Source organism: Streptomyces sp. NPDC037290, from assembly GCF_055603245.1.
In genome coordinates, this window is sequence record NZ_JBVJVZ010000004.1 from 654434 (window position 1) to 674649 (window position 20216).

Sequence of the window (20216 nt, forward strand, 5' to 3'; positions counted from 1 at the left end):
GTGCACAGTGGTCGGGGAGAGGCCGTTCGGGCCCTTTGTGACGTCCTGATCCGGGTGATGCCATGAATCCTTCCGAGCCGCCCGCCGCCCCGGCCCCGCTCGTCATCGAGTCGTCCGTCGTCGAGGGACTGCCCGCCGAGGGAGCGCTGCTGCTGCGCATGTCGGGCAGCCTCGACGCGGCGGGAGCCGAGGCCTGGTCGGCGGAGCTGCGCGGCCACCTCGAAAAGGCGGACGGCGCGGGACTGCGGCCCGTCCTCGACATGGCCCATGTGCAGCTCGGCGGCGCCGCCGTGCTGCATGCGCTCAGCGAGACGACCCGGGCGCGCACCGGACGCCCGGACCTGATCATCGTCCGCGCCCGCCCCGGAGTGCGCGAGGCGGTGCACCTGGCCCGCCTGCACGGCGTCCGGCTCTACGCCACCCTCGACGAGGCGCTGCGGGAGCTGGCCCGCGCCGCCTCCCGCATGGAGGACCTGCCCGCCTGGCGGTCACAGATGGCGGATCCGCTGCGGCCCAGTTACGAGGACCTGCGCAAGGAGGTCCGCGCGCTGCGCGCCCGGGTCCGCACCGCCCCGGTCATCGGCATGGCGCAGGGCGTGCTCATGGTCCGCTACGGCCTGTCCGACTCCGGCAGCGCCTTCCGGGTGCTGCGCGAGGCTTCGCAGCGGTTCAACGTGCCGCTGCGCGTCCTCGTCTCCGCCGTGGTGGTGGCCCGGCCCCCGGACGGCGAGGTGTGGTTCCCCGGCCGTCGCTCCCTGCCACTGCCGCAACTGCGGATCCTGGCCCGTGACGGCCGGGACCCCCGTTACCGCAGACAGATGATCGACGCCGTGCTGCGCGAGGCCCTGGCCATCGGGCGGGCGCCCGCCGGGTACGTGCGCTTCGTCGACCCGGCCGCGAACACGCTGATGCTGGAGACGCACCACGGCTGCACGGAGACGTTCGTCGACCACCTCGTGCGCGGCCGGGACGAGGGCACGGCCGACGCGGTGGCCCGGCTGCGCGGACGCCGGGTGAGCGTGCCCGACGTGACCGCTGACGCGCTGCTCTCCGAGGAGTTCCGGCGGGCCCTGCTGACCACGGGCACCGGCGCCCTGCAGAGCGTCCCGGTGCTGTCCTCGGCCGGTTCCTGTACCGGCGTGATCACCCTGCACTGGCCCGACGCCGGGCACCGGCCGACCACCGCCCAGGCCGAGGCCCTCGGCCTGCTCGCCTGCGACACGGCGGCGTGGCTGAGCTGGTACCACCGCTCGGTGCTCCTGGACGCCCTCGAACACCTCCACCGGGCGGCGACCGGTTCCGCATCCCCCGCGTCCGCCGCATCCCCCGCATCCGCCGAGGACGGTGAGGGTGACCCGCGCCGCCCTGGGAACCCGGACGGCGCACGCAGCACGCACCATCCGGAGGGAGTCCGGCTCATGTCCAATCCGCAGGAGCCCGAACAGCGGCGCAGTGACAAGGGAGCGGCAACCCCGCAGGACAGCGGCGAGCTGAAGGCCCGCCAGGAAGCCAACCGGGACGCGGGCGCCCGCCCGCACGGCTCGGACAAGGGCAAGAAGGGCGGCGGCGAGGGCGGCGGCGTGCCTCCGGCGCAGCGCCCCGACCATCCCTGACGGCCCTCAGTCGCGCGAGGTGGCGCGCAGGCGCAGGCCGACAGGTGCGAGACCACCGAAGGTGGCGACCTGGTAGCCGGGTTCCGGTCCGGGCGGCTCGCTCAAGTGGTAGCAGCGGGCGGTCTGCGCCGTCAGGAGCGTCAGCATCGCCATGGCCAGTGCGGTGCCCTCGCAGCCGTGCGGCCCTGTACCGAAGGGGAGGAAGACCCCGGGCTGTGCCGGCGAGCCCGCGTCATCGAGCCAGCGCTCGGGCCGGAACCGGTCCGGCTCGGCGTGTTCCCGCGCGTCGCGGTGCGCGGTGTAGAGGCAGACGAGAACGGTGGACCCGGCGTCGATGGTGTAGTCGGCGAGCTGGGTCTGTTGTGTGGCGTGCCGGGTCAGCAGCCAGCTCGGGGGGTGCAGCCGGAGCACCTCGCGTACCAGTGCCTGGGTGTATCGCAGGCTGTCGAGGTGGGCGCTGGTCGTCGCGGCCGGGTCCGCGGGCAGCAGGGCGGCCTCGGCCGCGACGCGGTCCGCTGCCTCGGGGTGCCGGGCCAGGTGGAGCAGGATCCATCCGGCCGCGCGGGAAGGTGTCTCGAACGTGGCGACGGTGATTCCGGGAAGGGTGTCGATGACGGCCTCTTCCGGCAGGAGGCCGTAGCGCGAGGAGGGTTGGAGCATCTGCCCCAGCATGTCGTCACCGAGCCGGCCCGATGAACGGCGCCGGCGGACGATGGGCTGCAGAGCGTTGGTGAAGGCGACTTGCTGCCGTGTACGGAACCGCCGTGCCGGAGTGGGGACCCAGCGCGGCCATACCCAGCGCGAGGGGCGTACGAGCACCTCCCGGGCCAGGAAGAGCTGCGCGGCGAAGGGCAGCAGGGCGGGAGCGTCGTCGGAGAAGAGGTAGCGCACGCCGATCTCCGCCAGGGCGTGCCGGACCAACGGCAGGACCTCGACATCCTCGCCGGTGGGCCACTGCTCGGCACATCGCGCGGCCCCCGGCGCGATCTCACCGATGCGGGCTGCAACCGCGTGCGCGCGCAGTCCGCGCATGCGGGCGGCGTGAGCGCGCGTACGCTCCTCGGGCGTCGGTGCTCGGCTCGACCGCTTCAACGGCGGGAAGAGGGGCGAGGGTGCCTTGGGGAAGTCCTGCGCGCGCCGGAGGACCGCTTCACACGGCCCGGCCGTAGCGGCCACGTAGACACCCGGCTCCAGTTGCCAGACGTCCCCGCACTCGTCCGCACCACGGCGCGCCACTGCCAGCCGGTCGCGGCTCCAGGCCGCGAAGCTGCCTTCGGGCAACCGAGGCGGCTCGTTCATTCGGCCCATGGGATCGCACCTGGAGGCCAGGAGCCGGCGGGCGCCCGGGGGCGCCCTCCGGCGGTGCTGTCAGACCTAGTCGTTGCCGGCGTACGCATCCCAGTCGTGTTCCCCGTACGCACCGTAGCGGCGGGTGAAGGACAGCTTGCCGAGCAGCTTGGCGATCATGGTGCACTCCTCTCGCCTCTCTGAGCCCTCCCCATATTGCCACATCTGGCCTATAAGCCATATATGTTGCTCAACTGGTATAGGTGATCAAGTCGCCTTCCCGGGATGCTTCGCGAGCCGCCGCCTCTACGGTGAGAACCATGAAAATCTCCGTCTCCTCCGACATGGACGAACCCGTGGCCCGTCTCCTGGTCGCCGAGCTGCAGCGGCGTGGCCACGAGGTGCGGGCGTACGGCGCCCTGCGGCCGGGCGCCGACGCGCAGTGGGCGGTCTGCTCGGAGGCGGCTGCCCGGGACGTGGCCGAGGGCGTCGCCGAGCAGGCGGTGGTCTGCTGCTGGACCGGCACGGGCGCGTCCATCGCGGCCAACAAGGTGCCCGGCGTCCGCGCGGCGCTGTGCACGGACGCCGTCACCTCGGACGGCGCGCGCCGCTGGAACGACGCCAACGTCCTCGCGCTGAGTCTGCGCCTGACCTCCGAACCGCTGCTGAAGGAGATCCTCGAAGCCTGGTTCGCGGCGCAGCCCAGCCAGGATCCCGAGGACCGGCGGAACGTGGCCCACGTCGGCCGCCTGGACGCCGCCCGGAAGGACTCCTAGGCGCGTATGGCGGCCCGGCGCGGGCCGGGCCGGCTGGAGGCACCCGGTGTCAGTGGGCGCCCAGGCCGCCGCCGCCGAACGAGCCGCTGGATCCCCGGCTCCAGCGCGGCCGATCCTTCGACGCGCTCGGCCTGGAGTCCATGTTGCTCAGCTCGTACGGGGTGAGCGGGCGGCCGCCCTTGGGGATCTGGGGAACCTCCTGGGACTCCCTGTTCTCCCGGACTTCGCGCACCGGACCGTCCGGCGGCAGCTTGGGCTGTTCCTCGGGTCGCGGCCGGGGGGACTCGCGGTACTTGACGCGGGAGTTCATCCAGAAGCCGCCGGCGAGCAGCGCCAGGACGCCCACGGCCACGATGAACAAGACGAGGCTCATCAGGCCGCTCGCTGCGGCCAGCTGCATCGATGCGGTACTCATAGGACAGGAATACCCCACCCAGAACCGGACGAACCGGACACAATGCGTAACGCCGCACGGCAACGCCGGCCATCCTGCGTGCCGGCTCCGGCAGCCCCGGCGACCCTGGCGGCCCCGGTAGCCCTGGCGGCCTCGGCGCAGGGTGACCCCGGATTCCCACCCGCCCCGGGAGCTGTACGACGGCCCGACGGCGTCGACGTGGCGGCGATCCGAGGGTCCTGGCGGTTCCGGGCCGTGGGGCGGTCCGGCGGCGTCAATGTGCGGCGATCCGGGATCCCGGCGGCTTCAGGTCGCGTGGCGGCCCGGCGGTATCAGTGTGCGGCGGTCCGAGGCCGCCTGGCGGTCCGGGAGCAGGTGTATGGCGGTCCGAGGCGCTGGCGGTCGGAGGCTGCGTGGCGGGTCCAGCGGCATCGGTGTGGGGCGATCCGAGGGCGCCTGGCGGCCTGGCGGTGTCGGTGTGCGGCGGTCCGAGGGTCCTGGCGGTTCCGGGCCGTGGGGCGGTCCGGCGGCGTCAATGTGTGGCGATCCGGGATCCCGGCGGCTTCAGGTCGCGTGGCGGCCCGGCGGTATCAGTGTGCGGCGGTCCGAGGCCGCCTGGCGGTCCGGGAGCAGGTGTATGGCGGTCCGAGGCGTTGGCGGTCGGAGGCTGCGTGGCGGGTCCAGCGGCATCGGTGTGGGGCGATCCGAGGGCGCCTGGCGGCCCGGAGGTGTCGGTGTGCGGCGGTCCGAGGTTCCGGCGGCTTCAGGCCGCGGGGCGGTCCGGCGGTGTCGGTGTGCGGTGGTCCGAGGCCCCGGCGGTCCCGGGCCGCGCCACGCCCCGGCGCTCTCGGCGCGCACCGACCCGAGTTGCCGGCGGTCCCGTCCCGCGCGACGGTCCAGCGACCCCGACGTGCGGCGCTACCGGACCGGCTCCAGTGGCCCCACCCGCCAAGGACCCCGGTGGCTCCCGCCACGGGGAGGGGCCCATGACGCCCCCCGTGAGCCCGCATCCGCCGGATGACCCGCCCCGCACCACCCCCGCCCGACCGGCGGAGCCCTCGGCCCCGCACCACCCCCGCCCGACCGCAGCCCTCCGCCCCGCGTGGTGGTTTGCCGTTTCGTGCCCCGGCTACCCGCACCCTGTGACGACGCCGACTTCGCAGCAGCTGTACCGGTTCCTGGAGGACCGTTTCGCCTGTGCGCAGGCCTGCACGGAGTGCGCCCGGGCCTGTGCGGTGCGCGCGAGCCTCGTCGACCCGGACGGCACCGAGCGCCAGGAGCGGGTGCGCAGGCTGGGCATCATGTGCGCCGAGGTCTGCGATTCCACGTGCCGTGTCCTGTGCGAGGAGAGCCGGCAGGACGAGGACGAGATCCGGGCCCGGCTGGACTGGTGCCGTTCCGCCTGCCTGGAGTGCGCGCGCGCCTTCGACGGCCAGCCCGGCGCCGAGTCGGCCGCGGGTGCCTGCCGTGCCTGCGCCGACGCCTGCTCGGACTTCCTGCGGAGTCTCGTCTGACCTTCCCGCACACCTCGCACGGAGCCCGGACCCCGCGTCGCCGCCCGGAATTCCGAGGGACACGTCATTCCCTATTTCTGAAACACGTTCTACGGTGTGCGCCGTCAGGACCGCCCTTGGGGAGCCTGGAGGCGCCGTGCACCTCGACCACACGCCCGAGCAGCTGCGACTGCGCGCCGAACTGCGCGCCTACTTCGCTGAACTGGTTCCGGACCACGCCTACGCCCGGTACGCCGACCCGGCCGCGCAGAAGCGGTTCTACCGCGACACCATCCGCCGGCTCGGCACGGACGGCTGGCTCGGCGTCGGCTGGCCCAAGGAGTACGGCGGGCGTGGCATGACCGCGATGGAGCAGTTCATCTTCTTCGACGAGGCCGCGCAGGCCGGCGTACCCCTGCCGCTCATGGCGCTGAACACGGTCGGCCCGACGATCATGAGGTTCGGCACCGAGGAGCAGAAGGCGTACTTCCTCCCGCGCATCCTCTCCGGCGAGATCGACTTCGCCATCGGCTACAGCGAACCGGACGCCGGTACCGACCTCGCCTCCCTCAGGACCAGGGCCGTACGGGAGGGGGACGAGTACGTCGTCAACGGGCAGAAGATCTGGACGACGAACGGCGACACCGCGGACTGGGTGTGGCTCGCCGTGCGCACCGACCCCGCCGCCCCGCCGCACAAGGGCATCACCATGCTGCTGGTGCCGACCTCCGACCCCGGCTACTCCTGCACGCTCATCACCACGCTCGCCTCCCACGACACCACCGCCAGCTACTACGAGAACATCCGCGTCCCCGTCTCCCGCCGCGTCGGCGAGGAGAACCAGGGCTGGCGGCTGATCACCAACCAGCTCAACCACGAACGCGTCACCCTCGCCGCGCACGGCACCATGGCCGTCCGCGCCCTGCACGACGTCCAGCGCTGGGCCATGGACACCAAGCTCGCCGACGGCCGTCGCGTGGCCGACCTGGGCTGGGTGCGCCGGCTGCTCGCCCGTACCCACACCCGGCTCGACGCCCTGAAACTCCTGAACTGGCAGATGGTCACGGCCGTCCAGGACGGCACGCTCACCCCGCAGGACGCCTCCGCCGTCAAGGTCTACGGCTCCGAGGCCCGCCGCGACGCCTACGCCTGGCTCATGGAGATCGTCGGCGCCGCGGGACCGCTGAAGGAGGGCTCGGCGGGCGCCGTCCTGCACGGCGAACTGGAGCGCGGTTACCGCTCGGCGGTCATCTTCACCTTCGGCGGCGGCAACAACGAGATCCAGCGCGAGATCATCTCGTGGATCGGCCTGGGGATGCCCAGGGTGCGGCGCTAGCCTGCGGGCATGGGCGACCCCGGGCTGTTCACGCCGAACTCCGTGACCTGGCAGATGCACGGCGACCCCATGATGTGGGTCGCCGGAGTCCGTGCGCTCTACCTCCAGGCCCTGCACCCGCGCGCCGTCCGCGGCGTCATGCAGAATTCCGACTTCCGGCGCGACGCCTGGGGCCGGCTCATGCGCACCGCCAACTTCGTCGGTACGACGACGTACGGCACCACCGAGGCCGCGGAGCGGGCCGGCGCCCGGGTGCGGAAGATCCACCGCATGCTGACCGCGACCGACCCCGGCACCGGCGAGCGGTACGGCATCGACGAGCCCGCGCTGCTGCTGTGGGTGCACTGTGCGGAGATCGACTCCTATCTGCACGTGCTGCGCCGCTCCGGCTTCCCGCTCACCGACGCCCAGGCCGACCGGTACATAGCCGAACACCGGGTCAGCGCGCGCCTGGTGGGCCTGGACCCGGCGCACGCACCGGCGAGCCGGGCCGAACTCGCCGAGTACTTCGGCACGGTGCGCGGGGAGCTCGCGGTGGGACCCGAGGCACGCGAGGTGGACGACTTTCTGCTCCGTCCGCCGACGCATCCCCTCCTCGTCCCGGCGCGCGAGGTGCTGTGGCGGCGTGTGGCGCAGTTGGCCTACGCCGCTCTGCCGCCGTACGCCCACGAGCTCTACGGCAGACCGGCCCCCGCACCCGCCGTCGTCACCCGCCGGCTGCGGGCCACGGGCGCCCTGTTGCGCCGCGTTCCGGCACGTGTGCGCTGGCAGCTGCCGCCCAAACACATCCTGCGGGCCATGGCGAGGCTCGGTCCCGCGGCGCGTCCGGCACCGTACAAAGTTGGACGATAGGCCGCCATACTGGGCGAGCAGGGGTGGCGCGGGGCAGGCCGACGCGTTGGGGGGCGGGCACCGTCCGCGGCGGACTCCCGGCAGCGGGGCGGACGGCGACGGGGCGGCGGATCGCTATGGGGGAGAACAGGCTGGTCCAGGACCGGTACCGGCTGCTCGACCTGATCGGGCGGGGCGGGATGGGTGAGGTGTGGCGGGCGCGGGACGAGTCCCTCGGCCGGCAGGTCGCGGTGAAGTGCCTCAAGCCGCTCGGCCCGTACCACGATCCGTCCCTCAGCCGTGTGCTGCGGGAGCGGTTCCGCCGGGAGGCCCGGGTGGCGGCCGCCCTCTCGCACCGCGGGGTGACGGTCGTCCACGACTTCGGCGAGTCCGACGGGGTCCCGTACCTGGTGATGGAGCTGCTGGAGGGCCGCGACCTGAGCCGGCTGCTGGAGGACAACAAGGGGCATCCGCTGCCCGTCGACGACGTCGTGGACATCGCCGCCCAGGTCGCCGCGGCTCTCGCCTACACCCATCAACAGGGTGTCGTACACCGTGACTTGAAGCCGGCCAACATCGTGCGGCTGGCCGACGGGACGGTCAAGATCTGCGACTTCGGCATCGCCCGCCTCGGCCACGACATCGGCTTCACCACCCGGCTCACCGGCACCGGCGTCGCCCTCGGCACCCCGCACTACATGTCGCCCGAGCAGATCGGCGGCGGCGAGGTCGACCGGCGCAGCGACCTGTACTCGCTGGGCTGCGTGCTGTACGAAATCGCCACCGGAGCACCGCCGTTCGACCTGGAGGACGCCTGGGCGATCCTCATCGGCCACCGCGACACCCCGCCCCGGCCGCCCCGCGAACGGCGTCCGGAGCTCCCCGGCCACCTCGAGAGGGTCATCCTCGACCTGCTGGCCAAGGAGCCCGCGGAACGGCCCCACGATGCCGGGGAGCTGGTCCGGCGGATCCGGGAGGGGCGCGCGCCGGCCGCCTCCGTCACGGCCGTGGAGCTCCGGGACGCGAAGGGCGCGGCCCGGCTGCCGTCATGGACCCGGGGCATGACCACCGGACACAAGGCGCTCGGCGCCGCGCTGGGCACGCTGCCCCCGGACCCCGGCGCGGCCCTGTCGGGCCGATGGGCGGCGCCCCGTCGGCTCGCGGCTCCGCCGCGGGGCACGGCCGGCCACGACGCGACCGCGGACGCCCGACGCCCCGTACCGCCCCTCCCCGCGGAGCGCCCCGCCCGGCCCGCGGAGGGCACCGCACCCCCCGTGGAGCGCCCCGCGCTCCTCGGGCCCGGCCACCGCCAGACCCTGGCCGGCCGCTACGAGGCCGCCTTCGCCCTCCTCCGCACCGGCCGGGTCACCGAGGCGCTGGCCGCCTACACGGACCTCGCTCAGACCAGAGCCCGCGTCCTCGGCGCCGACCATCCCGACACGCTCGCCGCCCGCCAGGAGACGGCCTATGCGCTGGGCCGGCTGGGCCGTCACTTCGAGGCCCACCAGGTGTACGCGGAGGTGCTGGCCGCCCGGGTGCGCGTCATGGGCCCCGACCACCCCGACACCCTGCGCTGCCGCCACAACCTCGCCTGCACCCTCGGCCGCCTCGGCCGGCTGGACGACGCCTGCCGTACGGCCCTGGAGGTGGCCGCCGCCAGGGCCCGGGTGCTCGGTGCCGACCACCCCGACACCCTGGTCTCGCGCTGCGAAGTCGCCTACGCCGAAGGCCAGTCGGGTCGCTGGGAGGAGGCGCTGCGCATCTACCGCGAGGTCGCCGAGGCCCGAACGCGCGTCCTCGGCGCCGACCACCCCGACACGCTCGCCGCCCGCTACGAGACCGCGCTCAGCCTCGGCCGGCTCGGCCGCAGCGCGGACGCCCTGCGCGTGTACCGGGAGCTGATCGGGGACCGCACCCGCGTCCAGGGCCCCACCCACCCCGAGACCCTGCGCGCCCGGCACGGGCTCGGGGTCAGCCTCGGCCGTCTCGGCTGCTGGGAGGACGCCCTGACCGAGGCACGGGAGGTGTGCCTGTTCCGCGAGCAGACCCTGGGGCCCGCGCACCCCGACACGCTCGTCAGCCGCCGTGAGGTCGCGGTCGCCCTCGGCTGGCTGGGCCGCTGGGCGGAAGCCCTCACGGAGTACCGGCGGATCACCGCCACCCGCGAGCAGATCCTCGGCCCGGACCACCCCGACACCCTGGCCGGCCGCAGCGACGAGGCGCACTGCCTGGAACGACTCGGCCGCCGCGGCGAGGCAGCCGACCTGTACCGCAGGGTCGCGGTGCTCCGCCGCCACACGCCCGACGAGGCCTGAAGGCACCGCCGACGGCCCGGATGGCTCGCCGGCCACCGCGGGTGCGAGGTGACCGGGCCGGGCCCGCCTCTGGTCGTCGTGGATCATCACGTGTTACGAAGGACCATGCCTGCCAACGCGCACACCCGCACCTACGACGCCGTCATCGTCGGCGGTGGACACAACGGCCTGGTCGCCGCGGCCTACCTGGCCAGGGCCGGCCGCTCGGTGCTGGTGCTGGAACGGCTGGACCACACGGGCGGTGCCGCCGTCTCCACCCGCCCGTTCGCCGGTGTCGACGCCCGGCTCTCGCGCTACTCCTACCTGGTCAGCCTGCTGCCCCAGAAGATCGTGCGCGACCTCGCACTGGACTTCCGTGTCCGCTCCCGCACCATCTCCTCGTACACCCCGGCCGAGCGGGACGGCCGGCCCACCGGACTGCTCGTCGGCGGCGGCGACCAGCGCACCCGGGCGGCCTTCGCCCGGCTGACCGGCGGGGACCGCGAGTTCACGGCATGGCAGCGCTTCTACGGCATGACCACCCGCGTCGCCGAGCGCGTCTTCCCGACCCTCACCGAGCCCCTGCCCACCCGCGAGGAGCTGCGCCGCCGCATCGACGACGACACCGCCTGGCGAACCCTGTTCGAGGAGCCCATCGGTGTCGCCGTCGAGGAGAACTTCCAGGACGACCTCGTGCGCGGGGTGGTCCTCACCGACGCCCTCATCGGCACCTTCGCCGACGCCCACGACCCCTCCCTCGCCCAGAACCGCTGCTTCCTCTACCACGTCATCGGTGGCGGCACCGGTGCCTGGGACGTGCCCGTCGGCGGCATGGGCGCCCTCACCGACGCCCTGGCCGCCGCGGCCCGCTCGGCGGGCGCGGTGATCGTGACCGGGCACGAGGCGGTCCGGATCGCCACCGACGGGCACACCGCCGAGGTCACCTACCGCACAGCCGAGGGCGAAGGCGTCGCCGCGGCCCGGCACGTCCTGGTCAACGCCTCCCCGCAGGAACTCGCCACGCTCACCGGTGACGCCGTGCCCGAACCCGCCGAGGGCGCCCAGCTCAAGGTCAACATGCTGCTCACCCGGCTGCCCAGGCTGCGCGACCCGGCCGTCGACCCGGGCGAGGCCTTCGCCGGCACCTTCCACATCGCCGAGGGCTACCGGCAGCTCGCCACCGCCCACGCCCAGGCCGCCGCCGGTGAACTCCCCGCCGTCCCGCCCTCGGAGATCTACTGCCACTCCCTGACCGACCCCACCATCCTCGGCCCCGACCTCGCCGCGCGCGGCTACCAGACGCTCACCCTGTTCGGCCTGCACACCCCGGCCCGGCTCTTCGACCGCGACAACGACGGTGTACGCGAGGAACTGCTCAAGACCACGCTCGCCCAGCTCGACGCCCACCTCGCGGAACCCCTCGCCGACTGCCTGGCCACCGACGCCGACGGGCGCCCCTGCATCGAGGCGAAGACCCCGCTCGACCTCGAACGGGACCTGCGGCTGCCCGGCGGCAACATCTTCCACCGTGCCCTGTCCTGGCCGTACGCCCAGCAGGACACGGGGCGTTGGGGCGTGGAGACCCGGCACCGGAACGTGCTGCTGTGCGGTGCGGGGGCGGTGCGCGGGGGAGGGGTGAGCGGCGTACCGGGACACAACGCGGCGATGGCCGTCCTGGAGGCCACCGCCTGACGCGTCGACAGCCCAACTAATCTGACGGAACGTCAGAAAAGCTCTTCCGTCGTCGGGCCGGCTGCGGCATCCTGCGGCCATGCAGACGGAGCTGAGCAGGAAACTGGGAGTCGAGCACGCCGTCTTCGGCTTCACGCCGTTCCCCGCCGTCGCCGCGGCCATCAGCCGGGCCGGCGGCTTCGGGGTGCTCGGCGCGGTCCGCTACACCGCTCCCGACGACCTCAAGCGGGACCTCGACTGGCTCGACGCGCACGCCGGCGGCCGGCCCTACGGGCTGGACGTCGTCATGCCGGCCAAGAAGGCCGAGGCCCCGGGAAACCGCACACTGACGGAGGCGGACGTCGAGGCCATGATCCCCGAGGGCCACCGGCAGTTCGTGCGCGAGACCCTCGCCCGGTACGGCGTCCCCGAACTGGCCGAGGGCGAGGCGTCCGGGTGGCGCATCACCGGCTGGATGGAACACGTCGCCCGCACCCAGCTCGACGTCGCCTTCGACTACCCGATCCGGCTCCTCGCCAACGCCCTCGGCTCCCCGCCCGCCGACGTCGTCGCCCGTGCCCACGACCGGGGCGTCCTGGTCGCCGCGCTCGCGGGCAGCGCCCGGCACGCCCGCAAGCACCAGGAAGCGGGCATCGACATCGTCGTCGCCCAGGGCTACGAGGCCGGCGGCCACACCGGCGAGATCGCCACCATGGTGCTCACGCCCGAGGTCGTGGAGGCCGTCGACCCGCTGCCCGTGCTGGCCGCGGGAGGCATCGGCAGCGGACAGCAGGTGGCAGCCGCCCTCACACTCGGCGCCCAAGGAGTGTGGCTCGGCTCCATATGGCTGACCACCACAGAAGCCGATCTGCACGCGCCCGCCCTGATCCGCAAGCTCCTCGCCGCAGGGTCCGGCGACACCGTCCGCTCCCGCGCCCTCACCGGCAAGCCCGCACGTCAGCTCCGTACCGAGTGGACCGACGCCTGGGACGACCCGGCCGGACCCGGCACCCTGCCCATGCCGCTGCAGGGCCTGCTGGTGGCCGAGGCCGTCTCCCGGATCCAGAAGTACGAGGTCGAACCGCTGCTCGGCACGCCCGTCGGCCAGATTGTCGGCCGGATGCGCAGTGAACGCAGTGTCCGGGCCGTCTTCGACGACCTCACCCGCGGCTTCGAGGAGGCCGTGAACCGCATCAACCGCATCGCCGGAAGGAGCGGCCAGTCGTGAGCACACCCCCTGCCGGATTCTGGGCGCAGGCCGCCCAGTACCCCGACCGTCCCGTCCTGGTCGCTCCCGACGGCGAGGAGTGGCCCTCCGGACGCCTCCACGCCGCCGCCAACAAGCTCGTCCACGGGCTGCGCACGGCCGGCCTGGAACGCGGCGACGCCTTCGCCGTCGTCCTGCCCAACGGCGCCGAGTTCATCACCGCCTACCTGGCCGCCACCCAGGCCGGCCTCTACCTGGTCCCGGTCAACCACCACCTCGTCGGCCCCGAGATCGCCTGGATCGTCGCCGACTCCGGTGCCAAGGTGCTCATCGCCCACGAGCGGTTCGCCGACGCGGCGCGCCGGGCCGCCGACGAGGCCGGGCTCCCGGCCACGCACCGGTACGGCGTCGGGGCGGTCGACGGCTTCCGGCCGTACGCCGAACTCCTCGACGGCCGGCCGGAGTCGGCCCCCGCCGACCGTGAACTCGGCTGGGTCATGAACTACACCTCCGGCACGACGGGGCGCCCGCGCGGCATCCGCCGCCCGCTGCCCGGCAGGGCGCCCGAGGAGGCGTACCTGGGCGGCTTCCTCGGGATCTTCGGCATCAAGCCGTTCGACGACAACGTCCACCTGGTCTGCTCGCCGCTCTACCACACGGCCGTCCTGCAGTTCGCGGGCGCGTCCCTGCACATCGGTCACCGTCTGGTGCTGATGGACAAGTGGACCCCCGAGGAGATGCTCCGGCGCATCGACACCCACCGGTGCACGCACACCCATATGGTCCCCACCCAGTTCCACCGTCTGCTGGCCCTTCCCGGTGAGGTGAAGGCCCGCTACGACGTCTCCTCGATGCGGCACGCCATCCATGGCGCCGCCCCCTGCCCCGACCACGTCAAGCGGGCCATGATCGACTGGTGGGGGCACTGTGTGGAGGAGTACTACGCGGCCAGCGAGGGCGGCGGCGCCTTCGCCACCGCCGAGGACTGGCTGAAGAAGCCGGGCACCGTCGGCAAGGCCTGGCCGATCAGCGAACTCGCCGTCTTCGACGACGACGGCAACCGCCTGCCGCCCGGTCAACTGGGCACCGTCTACATGAAGATGAGCACCGGCGGCTTCGCCTACCACAAGGACGAGGCCAAGACCCGCAAGAACCGCATCGGCGACTTCTTCACCGTCGGCGACCTCGGCTACCTGGACGAGGACGGGTACCTCTTCCTGCGCGACCGGAAGATCGACATGATCATCTCCGGCGGGGTGAACATCTACCCGGCCGAGATCGAGTCCGTGCTGCTCTCCCACCCGGCCGTCGCCGACGCCGCCGCCTTCGGCATCCCGCACGACGACTGGGGCGAGGAGGTCAAGGCCGTGGTCGAGCCGGCCCCCGGACACGACCCCGGCCCGGCCCTGGCCGCGTCCCTCCTCGACCACTGCGCCGAGCGGCTCGCCGGCTACAAGCGGCCCAAGAGCGTCGACTTCATCGCCGAGATGCCCCGCGACCCCAACGGCAAGCTTTACAAGAGGCGCCTGCGGGACCCGTACTGGGAGGGGCGCACACGGCCGGTGTGACCACGGCCGGTGTGACCACGGTCCGGCGCGCAGCCGGGGACGCACGGTCTCACGGGCGGTGGCAAGGACCGTTCTCCAGGAACCCGGCGAGACCGGCGGCGTCGGTGCCGGCCTTGCGGTAGACGCTGGACAGCAACTGCCGCACACCCTGCTGGGTCAGGCGCAGTTCCTTGGCGATCACCTCCACCGAGCGTCCCTGGGCGGTCAGTTCGGCGGTACGGCGTTCCTGGTCGGTCAGGGTTTCCGCCTGCACGTAGCGCAAGGGCAGCGGCCGCAGTCCGGATGACGAGAGCTCTGCCCTGGCCCGGGCGGCCAGTCCCTCCGCTCCGCAGTGGACGGCTCCTTCCAGGCCCTGGTAGAGCCGGTCGGCGGCCTCCTGCAGCCGCCCGTTGCGGGACAGCGCGGCGCCGTGGCCGATCTGGGCGCGGGCGAGTTCGTAGGCGGCGGGCGACTGCTCCAGGTGGCCCACGGCCTGCGCGTACAGATCCAGTGCCGCCGTCCCGCCGGTCACCTCGGCGAGGGTGTGCAGGGCCCGGCCGACGATGGAGGCGGCCCCGAAGTCCCGGGCGCGGCGGACGGCGTCCTCGGCGTGGGCGATCGCCGTGTCCCGGTCGGTGGGGGCGAGCGCGGTCGCGAGCCGCAGCTGCCACGGGCACCAGGCCGGGTTGCGCCAGGCCCGCCCGTCCAGCCAGTTCCCGACCGCGGACAGCAGCACAGCCGCTTCGGCGTGCCGTCCCTCCGCCAGGAGCAGTTCCGCGTACACGGTGCGGGGGTCGGGGTAGATCACGGCATTCGGGGCCATCTCCCCGAAGTGGTGCTCGTCGGCGAGTGCGCGCGCCTCGTGGACGCGCCCACGGGCCAGCAGGGTCTGGATCAAGATGCCGATGGCGAACCACTGTGCGGGTACGGCCCCTTCCACCTTGTCGGCGATGCACAGACCTTCCCGTACGAGGTTCTCGGCTTCGGCCAGGGAGCCGCGCTGGTAGCGGATGTAGCCGGCGAGGGTCTGGCCCAGGGCCAGATGGGAGCCGCGCCAGCCCTTGGCCACGCATTCGGCGATCCCCCTGCTGAACAGCTCCTCAGCCCGTCGGGGCTGGTCGCCGTACATGAAGACCAGCGCGACCGAGACGGGTACCTCGAAACCCCGGTTCTCGTCCGTCCAGCTCATGCCGCCGTCCAGGGCCTTCTCGGCACAGGCGAGGGTGCTGCGCCGCGGTTCGCCGCGCATGACGGCATCCCATGCCCGCAGCCCCAGGATGCAGCGCTCCTCCAGACTGCGGCCGGGCAACTTCTCGGCCAGACGCGCCAGTCTCCGCGAGCGAGCGGGTGAGTCGAGGTCGTCGGCGCGGAACATGCCCCAGACGAACTGGTCCGCCTGCATGCGCAGTTTCACGCGAGGGTTCGTGGCCCGCTTCGCCTCCTCGGTGGCCACGCTCTCGGCCTCCGCCATCTGATCGGTGTGGGCCAGGGCCTGCGTCAGCCGGAAGACGATGGAGGCGCGCAGATCGGGGTCGACGTCGCGCTCTGCGAGCGCCTGGCGCAGATGCCGCACCGTGGCCGTGGGCTCGATCAGGAACGTGGAGCACGCCAGTTCGTGCAGGACCGCGGCGCGGTCCTCGGGAAGGGGCGGCTCCTGCAGCGCGCGGGTCAGAAGACGCTGGGCGGCCTCGGTCGCCCCGGCCCGGAGGTACTCGCGGGCGGCCTCACGGAAACATGCCACCGCCTCGGGATTGCCCTCGCACGGGACCTCCAGCAGATGCCGGGCGGCGGCGGTGGGGCCGTACCCCGCCGCCAGGACGGCATCCGCGGCGGCGTTGTGCAGACCGGCCCGGAAGCCCTTGCCGATGGACCGGTAGATCGTCGTGGCGATCAGCGAGTGGACGAACTCGATCTCACCCTCGGGGCCGTGGCCGTCGGCCAGGATCCGGGCCGCGCGCAGCCTCTGGACCGCCTCGGCAGCCGCCTCGTCACCGAGCACCGCGATGGTCACGGCGAGCCGCGGGGAGAAGGGCGAGCCCAGGACGGCGGCTGTATGCGCGAAGCGGACGGTCGCGGTGTCGAGTTGGTGCAGACGCTCGATCAGTCCCGGGCCTTTGATCGCCGTGGCCAGTTCACGCATGGCGGGCAGGTCGTCGTCGGTGCCGCTGAGTTTGCGTTCGGCGAGGCCGATGGCGAGCTCCACCGTTTCGAAGGGACTGCCGCCCGTGGCCGACCAGCATTCCTTGCAGAACTGGTCCTCGGCCGCCTCTCCGACTTCCTTCCTGACGATCCGCGCCACGCCGTCGGGGGTGAGCAGGGCCAGGTCATGGGGCCGCTCTCCCTGGTGTCCCACGAGCGTACGGAGGCCGCCCGCTTCCTGGGGCAGCTCGTCGGGCCGGTAGGCGACCACGATCGACAAGGGGAGGTCAGCGACCCGTGGCGCGAAGGAGGCGAGCCACTTCAGGGACTCGGGGTCCGCCCAGTGGAGGTCGTCCAGGAGCAGGACGACGGGTGCCTTCTTCACCGTGAGGCGCGTCATGACCCAGTCCAGGCCTTCGCGGACCCCGGTCGGATCCGGCGCGGGGGCGGCTCCCTTCGCCTCGAGACCGAGCACGGCGGCGACGGTGTCGTACCAGCTTCCCAGGAAGGCACGGAGTTCCGCCTCGTCCATGGTGGCCAGCGGGGGCTGCATCAACTGGCGTACCACACGGAACGCCGACCGCTGTTCCGTCTCCCCTCCCCGGCCCGACAGCACCGTGATCCCGTACGCCGCGGCCTTGGCGCGTGCTTCCGTGATGAGGGCTGTCTTGCCCAGTCCGGCCGGTCCGGTGAAGGCGAGCAGCCCCCTGCGCCTCGCGCGGGGCACGCCGTCCCTCGTGCGCCGCAGTTCCTGGAACGCGGCGTCGAGGGCCTGAAGTTCCCGACGGCGCTCGATCAAAGTCTGTTGCTCCGTGATCGGGTGCCGCGGCTCCATCACCATGTGCCGTACCGCCTTCTGTCGTTCGGCCCGGGGAGAGGGCTGTGGTGGGCCGAGCGTACGCCTCAGGCAGGTACGGGCAGACCGGACTGAGCACCATCGGGTGAATGATGAACTGTAGAAGGGATAATGTGCGCCCTTCGGGTATTGAGACCCGAATGGTCACCTCGAGTCGGCGATGCCGCGGGAGTGTGTCAGGTGTCCCTATGACTCGGCGGGCACCGATGCCACATCCGCGTAGCGCGGCACATTGCGGGACCAGTGGTAGCACCCCCGGATCCAGCCGATCATGCCCTCCACATAACCGACGCCCGCGGGGCTCAGCTCCGGCCTGACCTCCGCGTAGAGCTTCTGGAACTCCTCGATCGTGCCGTTGATCTGCTGGATGGCCAGGATGACAGCGGCTTGCAGGGAGCATCCGCGCTCGCGCTGGTGCGCCAGGGCCAGATTGATCATTTCTCCGGCACGCTGTTCCTTCACCGCGGAGTACAGGTCGGGTATCCACACCGCCGCGTCGGCCGACAGCCGGCTCAGCCGCTGTACGGCGGGGTGGTGGAGCTCGGCAGGGGACAGTTCCTGCGGCTGGGCGGCCTCGCAGAGCGGGTAGAAAGGCTCGACGCCGGCGGTCAGCGACCGAATGGAGGTGCAGTCCCCGGTCCGCAGAAGGTGCGGCTGGGCCTGCGCCACCGACTCGTACAACAAGCCGTGGACGTATTCACGGCTCTTCCAGGCCCACCGCTCGGCCTGCGCGGGAGTGCACCGCTCACGGACCTGTCGGTGGAGGTCGGCCAGGGCCGCTCCGAGGGGAGTGCTGGGTGGCCGGCCGTCCCGGAGAATCGCGACGCTCTCACCCAGCATCGGCAGCAGCCGCCCCGGAGAACGCCGGCCGATGTCCTCCGCGAGGTCGTCGAAGACGAACTGGTAGGCGATCTGATTGGCCATGACCTGGAGCAGGCCCGCATCCATGGTGGGGCTGTTGTAGGACGCGAGCTCGGCGGGGCGCGTTCGAGCGATCATCGCCGCCACGCCTGGTTCGTCGGTCAGCCCCCACAGGCTCAGCCATGCGTCGACGCCGGCCGCGGCTTCGCTTTGATGGGGGTTGCGCAGGAACGGGAAGGGCATGTGGAGGTGGGTGTCGATCAGGTCCTTGAGAGTGAAGACCCGAGTCCGGTCCGGTACACCGACCGGGATTTCCTCATGTGTTGTCGACAAGGGGGTCACCTGCCGTCCGGGAATCCGATGCGCGAGTGGCGGGTGCTGCTTGTGCACGGGGTTCGCAGATCATGACCAGTGAACGCGGTCCCATCGTGATCCCGGGGCGCGGTTTCTGATCGACGTATCCCGGCAGATGGCGCAGGCGCCGGCGGGCGGCGATGGTCGCGAGCGCCAGGGTGGCCTCCACCATAGCGAACTCGTCGGCGAGGCATTTGCGGTTGCCCGCGGAGAACGGCATCATCGCGCGGCGCTGTTCGGCGGTGGGCTTGCCCGGCAGCCAGCGGCCGGGGTCGAAACGCTCGGGGTCGGGGAACGACGAGGGATCGTGGTGCAGGAGGTAGGGGCTGTACAGAACGGTGGCTCCCGCGGGCAGACGGCACCCGGCGAGTTCCGTCTCCCCGGTGGTGACGCGGGTGAAGAGCCAGCCAGGCGAGGAGTGGCGCAGCGTCTCGGAGACGACGCACCGGGTGTAGACGAGGTGCGGCAGATCGTCGGGACCCGGCCGTCGGCCCCCGGCGAGAACGGAGTCGAGCTCGGCGTGCAGGCGGCGCTCCGCCTCCGGATGGCGGGCCAGCAGGCTGAAGGCGGCGGCCAGGGCCAGTGCCTGGGTCTCGACGCCCGTCAGCAGCAGTGTGATCAGGTGGTCGTGGACCTCCTGGTCGGTGATCGCCGTCGCCTCGCCACCGCGCGCGGCCGCCAGCAGGGTTCCCAGTACGTCGTCGCGGTCGGGACCCCGGTGACGCTCCGCGATCACCGCGTCGATGATCGCGTGCAGGCGTGAGAGCGCGCGCCGGTACCGGCGGTTGGCGGGTGTGGGCAGGCGGAACAGGGCGTCGACCGGTACGACCGTGCGGACGAACAGGCCACGGACGACGTCGGTGAGACAGTCCCGTACCTCGGCGGTCGTCGTGTCGTCCAGCGAGTCGGAGAGGAGGACGCGGCTGATCACGCGGGTCGTGAGGGTCATCAGCGCCTCGCTGACGGGAACCGTCCGGCCCGTCCGCCACCCTTGGCAGACCGTCTCGGCCTCCTCGGTGACGAGGTCCGTGTACCGGACGACGTGGGAGGGACGGAAGCCGGGCTGCAGCAGCGCCCGCTTGTCGCGGTGCGCCGGCTGGCGGCACGTGACGAGACCGTCCCCCATCAGCTTTCCGAGCCTGTCGTACAGAGGGCCCCCCTTGTCGAAGGTGTGCGGGTCCATGAGCATCTCGTGGGCCAGCTCCGGGTGGCACACCATCCAGGCGCGCTGGGGGCCAAGCCGTATCTCGACCAGATCCCCGTGCGCGGGCAAAGAATTCAGAAAGGCCAGCGGCCGGCGGTAGAAGGCGATACCGTGGCCGAAGACCGGGAATATGCCGGGAGCAGTACCAGTCCTCCACGTTCGTTTCCGTTCGGGCACAGCACGACTCATGGGTACCTCCTGCACGACGTAACGCATGAAATATATGAACGTGCCACGGACTTGGCTTGAGAATGTCCTGCCCAGGTTCGACGGCGCTCGGTTTCCGGAAACCTTTCTCCAAAGGGGCGCACGGGAGCACGCAGAAGCAAATAGTTGCTTTCGGTGACCGACCG

The 20216-nt window shown here is 72.4% G+C and carries 14 protein-coding genes; 9 read left to right on the plus strand and 5 right to left on the minus strand.

Translation table 11 applies throughout. From position 1 onward, the window contains the following. Positions 1–62: 62 nt before the first annotated feature. Positions 63–1613, plus strand: coding sequence for an ANTAR domain-containing protein (locus ACZ7HQ_RS17960; RefSeq protein ID WP_470990479.1), 1551 nt, complete (start codon positions 63–65; stop codon positions 1611–1613). A 6-nt stretch (positions 1614–1619) separates the two neighbouring features. On the opposite strand, the gene ACZ7HQ_RS17965 is transcribed toward ACZ7HQ_RS17960, so the two are convergent. Further along, complete coding sequence (locus ACZ7HQ_RS17965) at positions 1620–2912, minus strand: cytochrome P450 (protein WP_470990481.1); 1293 nt, start codon at positions 2910–2912, stop codon at positions 1620–1622. A 308-nt stretch (positions 2913–3220) separates the two neighbouring features. Here ACZ7HQ_RS17965 and ACZ7HQ_RS17970 point away from each other — a divergent pair, with 308 nt between their 5' ends. Beyond that, on the plus strand, positions 3221–3676 hold the full coding sequence (locus ACZ7HQ_RS17970) for an RpiB/LacA/LacB family sugar-phosphate isomerase (protein WP_470990483.1): 456 nt from the start codon (positions 3221–3223) through the stop codon (positions 3674–3676). A gap of 49 nt (positions 3677–3725) precedes the next feature. Here ACZ7HQ_RS17970 and ACZ7HQ_RS17975 read toward each other — a convergent pair whose 3' ends face one another. Beyond that, positions 3726–4091, minus strand: a complete 366-nt coding sequence (locus ACZ7HQ_RS17975; protein ID WP_470990485.1) for a DUF6479 family protein — start codon at positions 4089–4091, stop codon at positions 3726–3728. Positions 4092–5212: 1121 nt separating this feature from the next. Here ACZ7HQ_RS17975 and ACZ7HQ_RS17980 point away from each other — a divergent pair. The 7 genes from ACZ7HQ_RS17980 to ACZ7HQ_RS18010 all read left to right on the plus strand — a co-directional run bounded on the left by ACZ7HQ_RS17980 (position 5213) and on the right by ACZ7HQ_RS18010 (position 14470). Next, a complete protein-coding gene (locus ACZ7HQ_RS17980) occupies positions 5213–5584 on the plus strand; it encodes a four-helix bundle copper-binding protein (protein ID WP_470990486.1) in 372 nt (123 codons plus the stop codon). Between the two features lie 136 nt (positions 5585–5720). Further along, complete coding sequence (locus ACZ7HQ_RS17985) at positions 5721–6899, plus strand: acyl-CoA dehydrogenase family protein (RefSeq protein WP_470990488.1); 1179 nt, start codon at positions 5721–5723, stop codon at positions 6897–6899. Between the two features lie 9 nt (positions 6900–6908). Next, positions 6909–7751 (plus strand): oxygenase MpaB family protein, encoded by an 843-nt coding sequence (locus tag ACZ7HQ_RS17990; protein ID WP_470990490.1) that lies wholly within the window; start codon positions 6909–6911, stop codon positions 7749–7751. A 116-nt stretch (positions 7752–7867) separates the two neighbouring features. Next, entirely contained in the window at positions 7868–10045 is a 2178-nt protein-coding gene (locus tag ACZ7HQ_RS17995) for a serine/threonine-protein kinase (RefSeq protein WP_470990492.1), read from the plus strand. 105 nt (positions 10046–10150) lie between these two features. After that, entirely contained in the window at positions 10151–11716 is a 1566-nt protein-coding gene (locus ACZ7HQ_RS18000) for a phytoene desaturase family protein (protein WP_470990494.1), read from the plus strand. 79 nt (positions 11717–11795) lie between these two features. Continuing rightward, positions 11796–12923, plus strand: a complete 1128-nt coding sequence (locus tag ACZ7HQ_RS18005) for an NAD(P)H-dependent flavin oxidoreductase (protein ID WP_470990496.1) — start codon at positions 11796–11798, stop codon at positions 12921–12923. Continuing rightward, positions 12920–14470 carry an acyl-CoA synthetase gene (locus tag ACZ7HQ_RS18010; protein WP_470990498.1) on the plus strand — a complete coding sequence of 517 codons (1551 nt, stop codon included), beginning with the start codon at positions 12920–12922 and terminating at the stop codon, positions 14468–14470. Before ACZ7HQ_RS18005 ends, ACZ7HQ_RS18010 begins: the two co-directional genes overlap by 4 nt. A gap of 49 nt (positions 14471–14519) precedes the next feature. Here ACZ7HQ_RS18010 and ACZ7HQ_RS18015 read toward each other — a convergent pair whose 3' ends face one another. The 3 genes from ACZ7HQ_RS18015 to ACZ7HQ_RS18025 all read right to left on the minus strand — a co-directional run bounded on the left by ACZ7HQ_RS18015 (position 14520) and on the right by ACZ7HQ_RS18025 (position 20052). After that, a complete protein-coding gene (locus ACZ7HQ_RS18015) occupies positions 14520–17429 on the minus strand; it encodes an ATP-binding protein (RefSeq protein WP_470990500.1) in 2910 nt (969 codons plus the stop codon). A gap of 201 nt (positions 17430–17630) precedes the next feature. After that, a complete protein-coding gene (locus tag ACZ7HQ_RS18020) occupies positions 17631–18647 on the minus strand; it encodes a (-)-alpha-amorphene synthase (RefSeq protein WP_470990502.1) in 1017 nt (338 codons plus the stop codon). Then, positions 18622–20052 (minus strand): cytochrome P450, encoded by a 1431-nt coding sequence (locus tag ACZ7HQ_RS18025; RefSeq protein WP_470990504.1) that lies wholly within the window; start codon positions 20050–20052, stop codon positions 18622–18624. The genes ACZ7HQ_RS18020 and ACZ7HQ_RS18025 overlap by 26 nt, the downstream gene beginning before the upstream one ends. Between the last annotated feature and the right edge of the window lie 164 nt (positions 20053–20216).